The 15,041-nt window shown below is 73.3% G+C and carries 14 protein-coding genes and 1 pseudogene; 5 read left to right on the top strand and 10 right to left on the bottom strand.

Annotated elements, in window-relative coordinates:
- The first annotated feature begins 15 nt into the window (after positions 1-15).
- Positions 16-723, top strand: a complete 708-nt coding sequence (locus FHU28_RS10690; protein WP_184683326.1) for an amino acid ABC transporter permease — start codon at positions 16-18, stop codon at positions 721-723.
- Positions 720-1,688: an amino acid ABC transporter permease gene (locus FHU28_RS10685; protein ID WP_184683324.1), complete on the top strand. Its 969-nt coding sequence runs from the start codon at positions 720-722 to the stop codon at positions 1,686-1,688. The genes FHU28_RS10690 and FHU28_RS10685 overlap by 4 nt, the downstream gene beginning before the upstream one ends.
- Before the next feature lie 56 nt (positions 1,689-1,744).
- On the opposite strand, the gene rny is transcribed toward FHU28_RS10685, so the two are convergent.
- The 8 genes and pseudogenes from rny to FHU28_RS10645 all read right to left on the bottom strand — a co-directional run bounded on the left by rny (position 1,745) and on the right by FHU28_RS10645 (position 10,190).
- On the bottom strand, positions 1,745-3,511 hold the full coding sequence (rny, locus tag FHU28_RS10680; protein ID WP_184683322.1) for a ribonuclease Y: 1,767 nt from the start codon (positions 3,509-3,511) through the stop codon (positions 1,745-1,747).
- A gap of 728 nt (positions 3,512-4,239) precedes the next feature.
- Entirely contained in the window at positions 4,240-4,938 is a 699-nt protein-coding gene (locus FHU28_RS10675) for a 3-keto-5-aminohexanoate cleavage protein (RefSeq protein WP_184683320.1), read from the bottom strand.
- Between the two features lie 51 nt (positions 4,939-4,989).
- On the bottom strand, positions 4,990-5,682 hold the full coding sequence (locus FHU28_RS10670) for a regulatory protein RecX (RefSeq protein WP_184683311.1): 693 nt from the start codon (positions 5,680-5,682) through the stop codon (positions 4,990-4,992).
- A gap of 11 nt (positions 5,683-5,693) precedes the next feature.
- Positions 5,694-6,743, bottom strand: a complete 1,050-nt coding sequence (recA, locus tag FHU28_RS10665; RefSeq protein ID WP_184683309.1) for a recombinase RecA — start codon at positions 6,741-6,743, stop codon at positions 5,694-5,696.
- 185 nt (positions 6,744-6,928) lie between these two features.
- A complete protein-coding gene (locus FHU28_RS10660) occupies positions 6,929-7,129 on the bottom strand; it encodes a DUF3046 domain-containing protein (RefSeq protein ID WP_184683307.1) in 201 nt (66 codons plus the stop codon).
- Positions 7,120-8,432, bottom strand: a pseudogene (locus FHU28_RS10655) (MFS transporter). The gene FHU28_RS10660 and the pseudogene FHU28_RS10655 overlap by 10 nt, the downstream one beginning before the upstream one ends.
- 67 nt (positions 8,433-8,499) lie before the next feature.
- A complete protein-coding gene (locus FHU28_RS10650) occupies positions 8,500-9,642 on the bottom strand; it encodes an acyl-CoA dehydrogenase family protein (protein WP_184683303.1) in 1,143 nt (380 codons plus the stop codon).
- A gap of 20 nt (positions 9,643-9,662) precedes the next feature.
- A complete protein-coding gene (locus FHU28_RS10645) occupies positions 9,663-10,190 on the bottom strand; it encodes a hypothetical protein (protein WP_184683302.1) in 528 nt (175 codons plus the stop codon).
- An 83-nt stretch (positions 10,191-10,273) separates the two neighbouring features.
- Here FHU28_RS10645 and FHU28_RS10640 point away from each other — a divergent pair, with 83 nt between their 5' ends.
- Positions 10,274-10,930 carry a 4a-hydroxytetrahydrobiopterin dehydratase gene (locus FHU28_RS10640; protein WP_184683300.1) on the top strand — a complete coding sequence of 219 codons (657 nt, stop codon included), beginning with the start codon at positions 10,274-10,276 and terminating at the stop codon, positions 10,928-10,930.
- A 1-nt stretch (position 10,931) separates the two neighbouring features.
- Here the strand turns inward: FHU28_RS10640 and FHU28_RS10635 are convergent, their stop codons facing one another.
- Together FHU28_RS10635 and FHU28_RS10630 are read right to left on the bottom strand one after the other, a co-directional pair.
- Positions 10,932-11,630 (bottom strand): UdgX family uracil-DNA binding protein, encoded by a 699-nt coding sequence (locus FHU28_RS10635; protein ID WP_184683297.1) that lies wholly within the window; start codon positions 11,628-11,630, stop codon positions 10,932-10,934.
- Positions 11,631-11,711: 81 nt separating this feature from the next.
- A complete protein-coding gene (locus FHU28_RS10630) occupies positions 11,712-13,049 on the bottom strand; it encodes an aminotransferase class I/II-fold pyridoxal phosphate-dependent enzyme (protein ID WP_184683295.1) in 1,338 nt (445 codons plus the stop codon).
- 38 nt (positions 13,050-13,087) lie between these two features.
- Between FHU28_RS10630 and FHU28_RS10625 the strand changes: the two genes are divergently transcribed.
- Both FHU28_RS10625 and leuE read left to right on the top strand, forming a co-directional pair.
- Positions 13,088-14,335 carry a bifunctional pyridoxamine 5'-phosphate oxidase family protein/GNAT family N-acetyltransferase gene (locus FHU28_RS10625; RefSeq protein ID WP_184683294.1) on the top strand — a complete coding sequence of 416 codons (1,248 nt, stop codon included), beginning with the start codon at positions 13,088-13,090 and terminating at the stop codon, positions 14,333-14,335.
- On the top strand, positions 14,332-14,994 hold the full coding sequence (leuE, locus tag FHU28_RS10620) for a leucine efflux protein LeuE (RefSeq protein ID WP_073830236.1): 663 nt from the start codon (positions 14,332-14,334) through the stop codon (positions 14,992-14,994). Before FHU28_RS10625 ends, leuE begins: the two co-directional genes overlap by 4 nt.
- Positions 14,995-15,041 lie beyond the last annotated feature (47 nt).

Raw genomic sequence — 15,041 nt, 5'->3', positions numbered from 1 at the left:
GGAGGACACCGACCCGTGAATGTGCTCATCGACAAGTTCGACGTCTTCGCGGGCGGGTTCTGGCTCACCCTCCAGATCTGCGTTCTCGCCGCGATCGGCGCCCTGATCCTGGGCGCCGTCGTGGCGGTGCTGCGGATCTCGCCGGTGCCACCGCTGCGCGCGGTCGGCACCACGTACGTGAACGTCTTCCGTAACCTGCCGCTGACAGTGGTGCTGTTCTTCGCCGCGTTCGGCCTGCCGGCGCTGGGCTCCAACGCCGACTTCCTGCGCATCCCGGGCCTGGATTCGATCTTCAGCCGGCTCGGCACCGACCTGCCCTACTTCCGGTTCGGCACGATCGCGCTGGTCCTCTACACCGCCGCGTTCGTCTGCGAGGCCCTGCGGTCCGGCGTGAACGCGGTACCGGCCGGGCAGGCCGAGGCGGCGCGTTCGCTGGGCCTCACCTTCGGCCAGAACCTGCGGCACGTCGTGCTCCCGCAGTCCTGGAAGGCCTCGGTGGTGCCGCTCGGGTCGGTCATCATCGCGATGATCAAAAACTCCGCGCTCGTCGGCTTCTTCGGCGTGGTCGGTGACCTCTCGCAGACCGCGGACCAGCTCACCTCCGCCGGTGGCTACCCCTTCATCCCGGTGGCGATCGGCATCTCCGTCGGATACCTGATCATGACGGTCCCGCTCGGCGCCCTGCTGGACCGGATCGAGAAGCGACAGGCGGTGGCCCGATGAGCCAGCAGAGCGTCCTCTACGACATCCCCGGGCCGCGCCAGCGACGCGTCACGCTCATCAGCAGCCTGATCGCCGCCGTGGTGGTGCTGGTCGGCGCCTACCTGTTCATCTACCGGCCGCTGGCCGACAAAGGCCAGTTCTCGATGGAGCTGTGGGGGCCGCTGGTCGACCCCTCGAACGAGAACTTCTCGCTCGTCTGGGACCGGATCGGGTTCGGCCTCAAGAACACCCTGATCGCCGCCGCGCTGGCCATCGTCTCGTCGCTCGTCGTCGGCACCCTGCTCGCCGTCCTGCGGATCCAGCTCAAGAGCCTGACCCGGCGGCGCTTCACCGGAGCTGCCGCACCAGTGGCGTACCTGCTGCGCGGGCTGAGCTGGGTGCTGGCCGCCGTGACCCGGGTCTGCGTCGAGGTGTTCCGCGGCCTCCCGGTCGTCATCACCATCTTCTTCGTGGCTCGCGGCTTCCCCGAGTTCGGCGCCTCGTTCGACAACCTCTGGTACCTCGTCATCGGCCTGACCATCTACAACTCCGTGGTCATCGCCGAGATCCTGCGCTCGGGCATGGAGGGCCTGCCCGGCGGGCAGGCCGAGGCGGCCTCCGCGATCGGGCTCTCCCCGTTCCAGACCACCGGGCTGATCCTGCTGCCGCAGGCCTTCCGGATCATGCTGCCGGCGCTGATCAGCCAGCTCGTGGTGGTGCTCAAGGACACCTCGCTGGGCTTCATCATCAGCTACGAGGAGACGCTCAACATCGGCAAGCAGATCATCGGCGTCCTGGGCAACCCGATCCAGGTGTACGTGGTGATCGCCGTGCTGTTCATCGCCATCAACTACTCGCTGTCGAAGCTGGCCCAGTACGTCCAGCGCCGGCTCGCCCAGGGCCGCAAGACCGCCGGCACCCCGGCGCAGCCCCTGCCGCCTGCCGCGCTCGCCTCGCAGGCCGAGAGCACCGGCGGCCCCGTCTGACCCGACACATGTGAAAGGGCTGGCCGTCCACGGCCAGCCCTTTCGTGTTCCTCGGTCTAGCGGGCGATCTCGGTGACCCGGGACTCGCGCACCACAGTCACCCGGATCTGACCCGGGTAGGTCAGCTCCTCCTCGATCTGCTTGGCCACGTCCCGGGCCAGCACCGCCGCGCCGATGTCGTCCACGTCGTCCGGCTTGACCATCACCCGGATCTCCCGGCCCGCCTGCATGGCGAAGACCTTCTCCACGCCCAGCTTGCCGGCCGCGATCTCCTCGATCCGCTCCAGCCGCTTCACGTACGCCTCGAGGCTCTCCCGCCGCGCGCCCGGCCGCCCGCCCGAGCAGGCGTCCGACGCCTGGGTCAGCACCGCCTCGATGGTCTGCGGCGGCACCTCGTTGTGGTGCGCCTCGATGGCGTGCACCACGTCCTCGCTCTCGCCGTACTTGCGGGCCACGTCCGCGCCGATGATCGCGTGGCTGCCCTCCACCTCGTGGGTGAGCGCCTTGCCGATGTCGTGCAGGAACGCGCACCGCTTGATCGTCGGCACGTCCAGCCGCAGCTCCGCGGCCATGACGCCGGCGATGTGCGCGGTCTCCACCAGGTGCTTGAGCACGTTCTGCCCGTACGAGGTGCGGTAGCGCAACCGGCCCAGCAGCGTCACCAGCTCCGGGTGGATCTCGGTGATGCCGACCTCGACCAGCGCGTCCTCGGCGGCCCGGAGGCACAGTTCCTCCACCTCCTGCCGGGCCAGGTCGTAGACCTCCTCGATCCGGTGCGGGTGGATCCGGCCGTCCAGTACCAGCTTCTCCAGCGTGACCCGGCCGACCTCCCGGCGTACCGGGTCGAAGCAGGACAGCAGCACCGCCTCGGGGGTGTCGTCGATGATCAGGTTGACGCCGGTGACCGACTCGAAGGCGCGGATGTTGCGCCCCTCCCGGCCGATGATGCGCCCCTTCATCTCGTCACCGGGCAGGTGCAGCACGCTGACCACGCTCTCCGCGGTCTGCTCGCTGGCGACCCGCTGGATGGCGTCCACCACGATGTTGCGGGCGCGCTGCTCGGCGCTGCCCCGGGCGTCCGCCTCGATCTCCCGGACCAGCAGCGCGGCCTCCCGCTTGGCCTGCCCCTCGATCGACTCGACCAGCTCGACGCGGGCCGCGTCGGCGGTCAGCCCGGCGACGCGCTCCAGCTCGCGGCGACGCTGCTCCTCCACCTCGGTCAGCGTCCGCTCCCGCTCGGCCAGGGCGGCCTCCCGGGCGGCGAGCGCCGCGGTGGCGGCGGTGAGCTGCCGCTCCCGCTCGGCCAGCCGCTCCACCTCCTCGGTGTGCAGCCGTTCCCGCTCGTCCATCCGGGCGGCGCGCCGCTCCACCTCGGCCGCCTGCTCCCGGGTGGTGGCGGCCAGCACCGCCACCTCCCGCTCGCCGCTGCGCCGCGCGGTGGCGCGCAGCTGCTCGGCGTCCGCCTCGGCCTGCTTGTGCGCGCGCTCCAGCACGGTGTCCGCCTCGGCGCGGGCGTCGTCGAGCACCCGCCGCGCCTCGGCCCGGGCGGCCTTCGCCTCGGCCTTGGCGGCAGCCGCCTCGGTACGCGCCGCCGCGGCCGCGGACTTCGCCACGTCGATGGTGCTGTTCGCCTCGCTGGCGGCGGTACGCAGCGCCGCGAGGGACTGCTCCTGCCGGTCCTTCTCCGCGATGAAGGCCGGATCCTCCGGCGCGGGCGCCAGGCTGAGCCGCTTGAGGGTACGCACGCCGAACAGCACGGCGCCGACCACCACCACGACCAGGAGCAGCACCACTATGAGGAGAACGATGTCGAAGGCGCTCATCGAGCCGCTCCGCACCGGTGGTACGCGGACGCGTCGTCCCGCCGTGCTCCGCCGGCCGGGCGGCCGGTGCCGCCCTCCGGGGAGGGACTCGGACCGTGTGGCAGACCGCCGGTGAACCTGTGCCGCCCAGCCATGGCCGCCTCCCCCTGAACGTCGGCGCCGCAGGGCACGCGCGAAGGACGCGCGCCTGCGGCTCTGTACGCCCGACCGGAGCGGCTGGCTCTGGGCAGCTTTCCGTCGGCGGTGTCCCACGAGGGGCACCGCTGGCGGCCGGTTGCAGTTGTCGGCCACTCCGGAGGCTCCGGAGCACCCGTCAAGGGCCGGTGTAGCTGGCCAAAGTGATGCTGTTCTGTTACGAGATCTATGTTGTGCGCTTAGCCTGCGCTGGTCGGGCAAAGTGAGCCTGTATGGCGAGGCTAGGTCGCGAGGGGCCGTTCGGTCAAGAAAGTCATGATCAAACCACCCGGACGGAGAGAAGTTGCGGCGTCACTCATTGGTGATCAGATGCCGGACAGGCCCGGACAAACCTCGCCGCCCGGCGCCACTTCCCGGCACTCCCGACCTGCTCAGGCCCCCTCCACCGGGCGCACCGCACGCGCACGGCATCCCCGACCCCCATGATCGACTCCACTTCGCCGAGGTGGCGGCATCCCTGTGCCTGTGACCCCACCACCTCCCCGATCTGCAGTGGATCAAACCGCCCATCCCACCGGAACGGTGGCGTGGGGTCAGGCGAGGGCGCGGGCGGTGGTCACCAGCGCGACGTTGTCGGAGGCCGGGGTGCCGTCGGGCAGCAGCAGCGTGTCCTCCAGGCCGATCCGGGTGTGCAGGCCCCGGCGGACCGCCTCGGCGTACACCGGCCAGGTGACCGGCCCTTCGCCGTGCAGCAGCACCGGCGGGCACCCGGCCGGCAGCGCCGCGAGGATCGCCGCCGCGTCGGCGAGCGCCGTCTCGACCTGCTCGGCCATGCACTCGACGAGGACCCGCCCGGTGGGCGCGGACCAGCGGCGCCAGGCGTCGACCGCCGCCGGCGTCCAGAGGCCGGCCTCGACCATCACGCCGCGCTCGTGCAGCACGGCTGCGACCTCCGCCGCTCCGGGTTCGTGGGCGTTGACCGAGGCGAAGTCGGGCAGCACCGTCCAGGCGCGGACGGCGGCGACCCGCTCGGCCGGGTCGGGAACGATCCAGGCGCCGGTGCTCACGCCGACCGGCAGGCCGGGACGGGCGGCCCGGACGGCTGTGACAGCCGCGGCGATCACCGCCGGGTCGAGCGACTCGGCGCCGGTGTCGTCGCGCGGGTGCACGTGCACAGCCGCCACCCCGGCGGCCGCGCAGCGGACCGCGTCCGCGGCCAACTCGGCCGGGGTGAGTGGCACGGCAGCATGCTCGTCGCGCCGCCGTGTGCCGTTGAGACACGCCTTCAGCACCGGTGTGCGCCTCTCCTCGGGGCGGCGGCCGCGACGAGGGCGGCCGGTCTGTCAGTCGAGCCGGCGGGAGTCGAGATCGTTCTCGGCGTCGGCCATCGCGTCGGCGTCGATGTGCTCGGCGAACTCGGCCGCCTCGGCGCTCTGCGCGGCCAGCGCGTCCTTCACCGCCCGGATCGCCACCCCGGCCGGATAGCCCTTGCGCGCCAGCATGCCCACCAGACGCCGGAACACCGCGTCCGGCTCACCCCGGGTGCTGCGCAGCTTGCGCTCCACCAGGGCGCGGGCGGTCTCCGCCTCGGTCTCCTCGTCCAGCCCGTCCAGGGCGGCGCCGGCCACCTCACCGTCGACGCCGCGCTGGCGCAGCTCGTTGGCGAGCGCCCGGCGGGCCAGCCCACGGCCGTTGTGCCGGCTGCTCACCCAGGCACGGGCGAAGGCGGCGTCGTCGACGATGCCCACCTCGTCGTAACGGTCGAGGACCTGCTCGGCGACCTCCTCGGAGATGCCGCGCCGGGCCAGCGCGCCGGCCAGCTCGGCGCGGGTGCGGGGGCGTACCGCGAGCTGCCGTAGGCAGATCTCCCGGGCCAGCTCGGCCTCGTCGCGCGGCGGAGCCGGAGCCTCCCCTGCATCGGACTCCGCCGCGCGATCGCGGCGCCCACGGCGGGGCCGGGGCGTACCGGTGGCGTCGCCCGTACGGGGAGGGCCGGCATCCCAGCCCCGTCCCGTACGGGCGCGTCGTCCTGCCACAGGTCAGCGGATCAGAAGTCGACCGGCGGCAACTCCGGGCCACCGGCGGCGTCGCCCGTACCACCGGTGCCGACGCCGAGCTTCTCCAGGATCTTCTTCTCGATCTCGGCCGCCACGTCCGGGTTCTCGCGGAGGAACTCGCGGGCCTTCTCCTTGCCCTGGCCGAGCTGGTCGCCGTCGTAGGTGTACCAGGCGCCGGACTTGCGGATGATCGCCTGCTCCACGCCGACGTCGATCAGCGAGCCCTCACGGGAGATGCCCTTGCCGTACATGATGTCGAACTCGGCCTGCTTGAACGGCGCGGCGACCTTGTTCTTCACGACCTTGACCCGGGTGCGGTTACCGACCACGTCGGTGCCGTCCTTGAGGCTCTCGATGCGGCGCACGTCGAGCCGGACCGACGCGTAGAACTTCAGCGCGCGGCCACCGGTGGTGGTCTCCGGGCTGCCGAACATCACGCCGATCTTCTCGCGGAGCTGGTTGATGAAGATCGCGGTGGTGCCGGTGTTGTTGAGCACGCCGGTGATCTTCCGCAGCGCCTGGCTCATCAGCCGGGCCTGCAGACCGACGTGACTGTCACCCATCTCGCCCTCGATCTCGGCGCGCGGCACCAGGGCCGCCACCGAGTCGATCACGATGATGTCGATCGCGCCGGAGCGGACCAGCATGTCCGCGATCTCCAGCGCCTGCTCGCCGGTGTCCGGCTGGGAGACCAGCAGGGCGTCGGTGTCGACGCCGAGGGCCCGCGCGTAGTCCGGGTCGAGCGCGTGCTCGGCGTCGATGAACGCGGCGATGCCGCCGGCGCGCTGGGCGTTCGCCACCGCGTGCAGCGCCACGGTGGTCTTACCGCTGGACTCCGGACCGTAGATCTCGACCACCCGGCCGCGGGGCAGACCGCCCACGCCGAGCGCCACGTCGAGCGCGATGGAGCCGGTCGGGATGACGGCCGTCTGCACGACGGGCCGCTCCCCCAGGCGCATCACCGAACCCTTGCCGAACTGCTTGTCGATCTGAGCGAGAGCAAGGTCAAGCGCCTTCTCCCGGTCAGGCCCTGCTGCCATCGTTGCCACCCCTGCCTTCGCCGGCGTCTTTCCTGAGCTTCGCGTCACGCGGGACACGCTAGGCGCTGGGTCCGACAGAAAACCAGCCGACGGGCCGTGAGCTGTGGACGAGCACCCCGCTGTGGACAATAGCCGAACAGGTGTACGACTGGGCAAGCGACACGCGGGATCGACGAAAAGGCTGCTCAGCGTAGTCGGGCGGGCACCCGGTCGGGATACGCGGCGACCACGGCGCGCCACACCACGTGCGTTCGCTCACCGGCCGCGAGCGCCTGCTCGATGGTCCGCCCATCGAGCTGGGACAGCACCTGGTCCCTGGCGATGCTGGCCGCGTAGCCGGGCCCGAACGCCTCCTCCAGCCGCGTCCAGAAGTCGGTCAGCCGCACGTGTTCAGTCCTCCTTGTCGAGTGGGTCCGCGCCGGGACGGCGCAGCGCCAGCGCCACCAGCGGCACCACGGCGATCGCCGCCAGCAGGGTGAGCGTCGGGTACCCCACGGCCCGCATGACGAACCCGCTCGCCGCCGCGGCGCCCGCCCCGGCCAGCCCCATGAGCAGGTCGGACAGGCCCTGCACGCCGGGCCGCTCGGCGGTGGGCACCGACTCCGAGAGCAACGTCGAGCCCGCCACCATCGTGCCCGACCAGCCCAGCCCGAGCAGCGTCAGCCCCACCGACAGCAGCGCCGTGTGGTGCCCGGCGGTGCCGGAGACCGCGCACGCGGCCAGCAGCAGCGCCACCCCGCCGAGGATCACCGGCCGCCGGCCGACCCGGTCGGTGAGCCACCCCACCACCGGCGACAGCGCGTACATGCCGGCGATGTGCAGGCTGAGCACCAGGCCGACCACGGGCAGCACGTCCTCGTCGGAGTGCCACTCGCCGAGGTGCACCGGGGTCATCGACATGACAGCGACCATCACCAGGTGCCCCACCGCCACCGCGGCGATGCCGAGGCGGGCGGCCGGCCGCCCGCGTACCGTGCGCCACGCGGCGACCATGCCACCGCGGCGGGTGACCGCCGGCGCGGCGCCCGGCACCGGCTCGGCCGCCGCCAGCCGGCGCGCGGTGAGCAGCGGGTCCGGCCGCAGCAGGACCAGCAGTACGGCGGCGGTCAGCGTGAACGCGACGGCGCTGAACGCGAACGGGCCGGCCAGCGCCGGCAGGCCCCAGCCCCGGGTGGTCTCGTCGGCGAGCGCGGCGAAGTTCGGCGCGGCCACCGCGCCGATGGTGGTGGCCCAGACGACCAGCGAGAGCTGCCGCCCCCGGCGCTGCGGTTCGGCCAGGTCCACGGCCGTGTAGCGCGCCTGGAGGTTGGCCGCCGTGCCGCCGCCGAACAGCAGCATGCCGACGAAGAGCAGCGGCACCAGGCGCGTCACGGTGGCGACCACCACCAGCACGCCCCCGACCGCGCCGACCGCGTACGCGAGGACCAGCCCCGGTCGCCGGCCACGGGCGGTCATGAGCCGGGTGACGGGGATGGCGAGCAGCGCGGCGCCGACCACACCGGCGCTCTGCGCCAGCCCGGCCAGGGCGGTGCCGGCGACCCGGGCGGCGAGCAGCGCGCCGACCGAGATGCCGATGGTGACGCCGATGCCGCCGATGATCTGGGTGAGGAACAGCAGCCGGACGGTACGCCGCTGGATGCCGGCGACGTCGGGCCGGGGCGGGGCCGGCGCGGTCAGGTCGGTGGCCATGCGCGCTCCTGGTGGGACGGGTGCCCCATCCTCCCGCACCCGGCCCTGGAGCCGGCACCCGGTTTCGCTACAGGCCGAGGCCCCGGCCGATGATCTCCTTCATGATCTCGGTGGTGCCGCCGTAGATGGTCTGCACCCGGCTGTCCAGCCACGCCTTCGCCACCGGGTACTCCGCCATGAAGCCGTAGCCGCCGTGCAGCTGCACACACCGGTCGGCCACCTTGGTCTGCAACTCGGTGGTCCACCACTTTGCCTTCGCCGCGTCGGTCACCGACAGGCGGCCCGCGTTGAACTCGCCGACGCAGTGGTTGACGAACGTCCGCGCGATGGTGACCTCGGTGTCCAGCTCGGCCAGCAGGAACCGGTTGTGCTGGAACCGGCCGATCGGCCGCCCGAACGCCTCGCGGGAGCGGGCGTACTCGATGGTGAGCGCGAGCAGCTTCTCGCAGGCCGCCACCGCTGCGACGGCGATGCTCAGCCGCTCCCGGGGCAGGTTGGCCATCAGGTGGTAGAAGCCGTGGTTCTCGGTGCCGATCAGGTTCTCCGCCGGCACCCGGCAGTCGTCGAAGAACAGCTCGGCGGTGTCGTTGGCCTTCAACCCGACCTTGGCCAGCCGGCGGCCCCGGCTGAAGCCCGGCGTGCCGCTCTCCACCACGACCAGGCTCACCCCGTGCGCGCCCTGCTCGGGCGCGGTCTTGACCACCACGACCACCAGGTCGGCCATCTCACCGTTTGTGATGAACGTCTTCTGCCCGTTGAGGACCAGGCTGTCGCCGTCGCGCACCGCGCTGGTGCGGATGCCGGCCAGGTCGCTGCCCGCGCCCGGCTCGCTCATCGCGATCGCGGTGACCAGGTCGCCGGAGCAGAAGCCCGGCAACCACCGCTTGCGCTGGTCTTCGGTGGTCAGCTCGGTCAGGTACGGCGCCACCACGTCGTTGTGCAGCCCGAACCCGAGGCCCGAGCACCCGGCCGCGACGATCTCCTCGTCGAGCACCGCGTTGAACCGGAAGTCGCGCTGCCCGCCGCCGCCGTACTCGGGATCGACGTCGGGGCCGAGCAGCCCGGCCGCGCCGGCGGCCCGCCACACCTGCCGGTCGACGATCCCGTCGGCCTCCCAGCGCTCGTGGTGCGGCACCGCCTCCCGGGTCAGGAAACGGCGGCACAGGTCGCGGAACTCGTCGTGGACGGGCTCGTAGAGATGCTGCTCCATGGCGGCCAGTCTGGCACCGCTCACCCGCCCTGGACAGAGGCGAGCGCCGCTCGCAGCCGCCGCTCCCGGCGGGCGGTGCGTACGGCGTCGGCCAGCACCGCGACCAGCACGATGCCGAACCCGACGGCGGCGACCTCCGACCCGGCGTCGAGCGCGAGCACGATCAGCGCGCCGAGCAGCAGGACGCCACCGGCCACCCCGAACAGCGCTCCCCGGCGTACCGCGGGAAGGTTGTCCGCCACCGCCGCGCGCCCCGCCTCGTCGGCCGGCGGCTCGCCCCGGCGCAGCGCGGTCTCGACGACAGCCCAGGCGGCGACCCGGTCCGCCTCGGCGGGGCGCGGCTTCGCGAACCAGCTCAGTGTGAAGAAGAACGCGAACCCCCAGATCACCGCGTTCAGGCCGGCTTGGACCACCGCGGCCTGAACGGAGCCGTCCCGCTCCCAGAGCCGGATGGGCAGCCAGAGGAGGCCGGCGATCAGCATGGAGACCACGTACGGGCCGGGTGCGCCGAACCGGAGCAGTGACACACGAGGTCGGGAGTCGGCCATGCCCGGATCGTATCCCCGCGTGTCGATCCGTGATCGCCGTGTGGACGGTGGCGGACGGCCGTGACGCACGTCAGGATGGCCGGATGAGCACACTCACGGGGAAACAGGTCGCCGAGGCCGGGCTGGACGGGTGGACGTACCTGCTGGGGGCGTTGCAGACGCGCATCCGTACCCCCGATTTCGCGGCCGGGCTGGCGCTGGTGGCCGCGGTGGGCGCGGAGGCCGAGCGGGTCGACCATCATCCCGATCTGGACCTGCGCTACACCCACGTGGACGTGCGGCTGTGGTCGCACGACGTGGGCGGGGTGACCCAGCGTGACCTGCGGCTGGCCCGGTTCGTCTCGGGGCTGGCCGCCGACTCCGGGCTGACCCTGTCGGCAGCCGGGCTGGCCCGGCTGGAACTCGCGCTGGACACCCCCGAGCACGCGGCGGTGCTGCCGTTCTGGCGCGCGGTCCTGGCGTGGGGCGCGCCGCCCGGCCCGGGCCCGGACGCCGACGAGGTACGCGATCCGGACGGCGTGCTGCCGGCCGTCTGGTTCCAGCGCTCCGGCCGGGAGGAGCCACGGCAGCGGTGGCACCCGGACGTGTGGGTGGATCCGGCCGAGGTGGACGCGCGCATCGCGGCGGCGCTGGCGGCCGGCGGCACGCTGGTCAGCGACGCGGAGGCGCCGAGCTTCTGGGTGCTGGCCGACCCGGACGGCAACCGGGTCTGCCTGTGCACCTGGCAGCAGCGCTCCTGACTCAGCGCAGCGCCTCGGCGGCCACCTTCAGGTCGGCGACGAGGCCCTCGTACGCGACGTCCTGGTTGTCGGCGCGCAGCACCGCGGACGGGTGGATGGTGGCCAGCAGCCGGGCCGCCGGGGCGTCGGTGACCGCGCCGGACCGGTCGACCGGCACCCGCTCGAAGTCCGCCGGGTGCTGCGCGGCGGCCGGCCAGGGCAGCAGCTCACCGCGTTGTCTCGTCACCCGGAAGCTCGGGCCGAGCAGCGCCTTGGCGGCGGTGGCGCCGAGCACCACCACGATCTCCGGGCGCAGCCGGGCGAACTCGGCGACCAGCCAGGGCCGGCAGGCGGTGACGTGCACCCGGTCGGGGGTCTGGTGGATGCGCCGCTTGCCGCGCAGCTCGAAGCGGAAGTGCTTCACGGCGTTGGTCAGGTAGATCTGGGCGGGGTCGAGCGCGGCGTCGTCGACGGCCTTGCGCAGCAGCCGTCCGGCCGGGCCGACGAACGGCAGCCCTTTCTGGTCCTCGATGTCGCCCGGCTGCTCGCCGACGAAGACCACGCGGGCGTGCTCGTCACCGCGGCCGAAGACGGTCTGGGTGGCGTCCCGGTACAGCTCGCAGCCCTGGCACCCGGTCGCGGCGGCGCGCAGCTCGTCGATGGTGTCCGCCGACGGCGGGATGAACTCCTGCGCTCCGGGTGCGCTCTCGGTCTCGGCCATGCCGATCGTTCTACCCCGTCCGCCGCCGCGCACGCGAGCGGCCCGCCGCGCTCCGCGGGAGGTGTTAACAAGGGGCCCTTCCTATACCGAATGCGTTAAGAGGGGGCCCTTCCTTCCGGCGGTGAGCGCGTCGGCGAGCGCGGGGATGTCGGCCTCGTCCAGCGCGCTCACCGAGACGCGCACGGCGGGGTCGGCGGCGATGCGGTAGAGCCGGCCGGGCGCCACCGCCCATCCGGCGTCGCGCAGCGTCGTGACCGCCACCGTCTCGTCGGGCACCGGCACCCAGACGTTGATCCCGGTACGCCCGTGCGCGGCCACCCCGCGCACGGCGAGCGCGGCCACCAGCCCGTCGCGCCGCAGGTCGTAGCTGTCCGCCGCGTGCCGCACCAGGTCGGCGGTGGCCGGGTCGCGCCAGAGCGACACGACCAGGCGTTGCAGCACCGTGGACACCCAGCCGGCACCGACCCGCGCCCGCCCGGCCACCCGGGCCACTGTGGCCTCGTCGCCGGCCAGCACGGCGAGCCGCAGGTCGGGCCCGTAGGGCTTGCTCACCGAGCGGACGAAGGCCCACGCCGGTGTCGCCCCGGCGAGCGGATGCAGGGGTACGCGGGCCAGTTCGGCGGCGTGGTCGTCCTCGATCAGCAGCAGGTCGGCGCGGCCGTCCAGCAGCGTCCGCAGCGCCGCCGCCCGGTCGGCGGAGACGGATGCGCCGGTCGGATTCTGCGCCCGGCTGGTCACCACGAGCGCCCGGACCCCGGCGGCCAGCGCCGCCCGGACCCCGCCGACGGTGGGGCCGTCGTCGTCCACCGGCACCCCGACGGCACGCAGCCCGAGCGCGGCGATCAGGTCGAGCAGGTTGGCCCAGCCCGGGTCCTCCACCGCCACCGCGTCGCCGGGGCGCAAATGGGCGGCGAGCAGCCGCTCGATGCCGTCGAGCGCGCCGCCGGTGACTGTGAGCTCGCCGTCCGGCACGCCGTCCGCGGCGAGCCGCTCCCGGGCCAGGGCGGCCAGGTCGGGCAGCGTCGCGTCGGTCGCGTACCCGCCGGGGGGTCCGATCTCGGTGGCGAGCGCGGCCAGGTGCGGCCCGAGCGGGGGCAGCAGCCGGGGGTCGGGTTGACCGGCGGAGACGTCGCGGCCGCCGGCCAGCGGCGGGGGCAGCAGCGCGGCGCGGCGGGCGGCCACCGGCGGGCGGGGGCGGACCCGGGTGCCGTGCCGGCCGGCGGTCGCGACCAGGCCGCGTTGCCGCAGTTCCTGGTACGCCTTCGCGACGGTGGCCGGGCTGACGCCGAGTTCGGCGGCGAGCGCCCGGACGGCGGGCAGGGCGTCGCCCGGGGCGAGGTCACCGCTGCGGATGCCCGATTCGACGCTCGCCGAAATCGCGGCCGACGTGGATCCGCTGACCTGATATTGTGCTGCCACAGTTCGGTGATTGTACTAGAACAAAGGTGGGATGTCACATGTACCCTCCGACCCCCCGCACCACCGCCACCCGCGCCCGCGACCGGATGCACTACGACGCAGCCACCGCGCACGCGCTGCTCGACGAGGCGTACCACTGCACGCTGGCGTTCACTGTGGACGGCGAGCCGCGCGTCCTGCCGACCCTGCACGTGCGCGTCGGCGGCACGCTCTACCTGCACGGCTCCACCGGCAGCCGGCCGCTGCTCGCCGCCCGGGGCGAAGCCGGGCTGCCGGTCTGCGTCGCCGTCACCCACCTCGACGGGCTGATCTACGCCCGTTCGCAGTTCCACCACAGCGCCAACTACCGGTCCGTGGTGGCGCACGGCACCGCCCGGCTGGTCGAGGACGCCGACGAGAAGGCGGCGGTGCTGACCGCGCTGGTGGAGAAGGTGGCCGCCGGCCGGTCCGCCGAGAGCCGCCCGCCGAACCGGCGCGAGCTGGCCGAGACGGCGGTGCTGGCGCTGCCGCTGCGCGAGGTGTCGGTACGGATGCGCACCGGTGGGGTCGCCGACGAGCCGGCCGACGAGGCACTGCCGTACTGGGCCGGGGTGGTGCCGCTGCGGCTCACGCCGGGCCGCCCCGAACCCGCCCCGGGGGTGAGCGCGCCGGTGCCGGCGTACCTGCGGCCGGCCCGCTCACCGTGGCACGAGCCGGCGGTGCTGCGCGGCGAACACGTCGTGCTGGAGCCGCTCGACCTCGCCCACGCCGACGAGCTGTACGCCGCCACCGACGACCCGCAGGTGTGGCGGCACCTGGGCGGTACGCAGCCCGCCGACGCCGACGAGATGCGCCGGGTGATCAGCGGCTACCTGGACGCGCAGGAGCGCGGCGAGCAGGTGTGCTGGGCGCAGCGCTGCGCCACCACCGGCGCGGTGATCGGCACGACCTCCTACTACGAGATCGACCCGGTCCGCCGGTCGCTGGCGATCGGCTACACCTGGCTGGGCCGCCCGTGGTGGCGTACCGGCGTCAACACCGAGGCGAAGCTGCTCCTGCTGGGCCGGGCCTTCGACGAGCTGGACGCGGTGCGCGTGGTCTGGCACACCGACATCCGCAACGAGCGCTCCCAGCGGGCCATCGAACGGCTCGGCGCGAGCCGCGAGGGCGTGCTGCGGCAGCACAAGCAGCGCGCCGACGGCTCCTGGCGGGACACCGTCCAGTACTCGATGCTCGCGCAGGAGTGGCCGAGCGCACAGGCCAGCCTGCGGGAACGTCTTCGCCCGGGGGCCTCCGTGGCGTCATGATGTCCGGCGTGCTGGGGATCACCGACATCTGGACGTACGTGCTGGGCACCGTGGCGATCGTGCTGCTGCCCGGCCCGAACTCGCTCTTCGTGCTGGCCACCGCCGCCCGCCGGGGAGTGGCCACCGGTTACCGGGCCGCGTCCGGGGTGTTCGTCGGCGACGCGGTGCTGATGGTCCTCTCCGCCGCCGGGGTGGCCTCGCTGCTCCAGGCGTACCCGCCGCTCTACCTGGTGATCAAGTACGCCGGCGCGGCGTACCTGGGGTGGTTGGGGCTGGCCATGCTGCGCGGCGCGTGGCGGCGCTGGCGCGACCGCAACGACCCGGCAACGCCGCGCCTGATCGACGAGGTCGAGCCGGCCGGGCCGCAGGAGCCGTTCCGGCGGGCGCTGGTGATCAGCCTGCTCAACCCGAAGGCGATCCTGTTCTTCGTCTCGTTCTTCATCCAGTTCGTCGACCCCGGGTACGCGTGGCCGGCGCTGTCGTTCCTGCTGCTCGGGCTGATCGCGCAGGTCGCCAGCGCGCTCTACCTGACCGCGCTGATCTTCACCGGCACGTTCCTGGCCGCCCAGTTCCGGCAGCGCCGCCGGCTGGCCGCGAGCGGGACCACCGCTGTCGCGGTGCTGTTCCTCGGCTTCAGCCTCAAGCTCGCCGCCGGCTGAGGGTGCAAGGAAGGGCCCCTTCTTAACGCCTCCGGTAGAGGAAGGGC

This window comes from Micromonospora echinospora (assembly GCF_014203425.1).
Lineage (GTDB): Bacteria > Actinomycetota > Actinomycetes > Mycobacteriales > Micromonosporaceae > Micromonospora > Micromonospora echinospora_A.
This window is presented reverse-complemented; position numbering and strand designations above follow the sequence as displayed.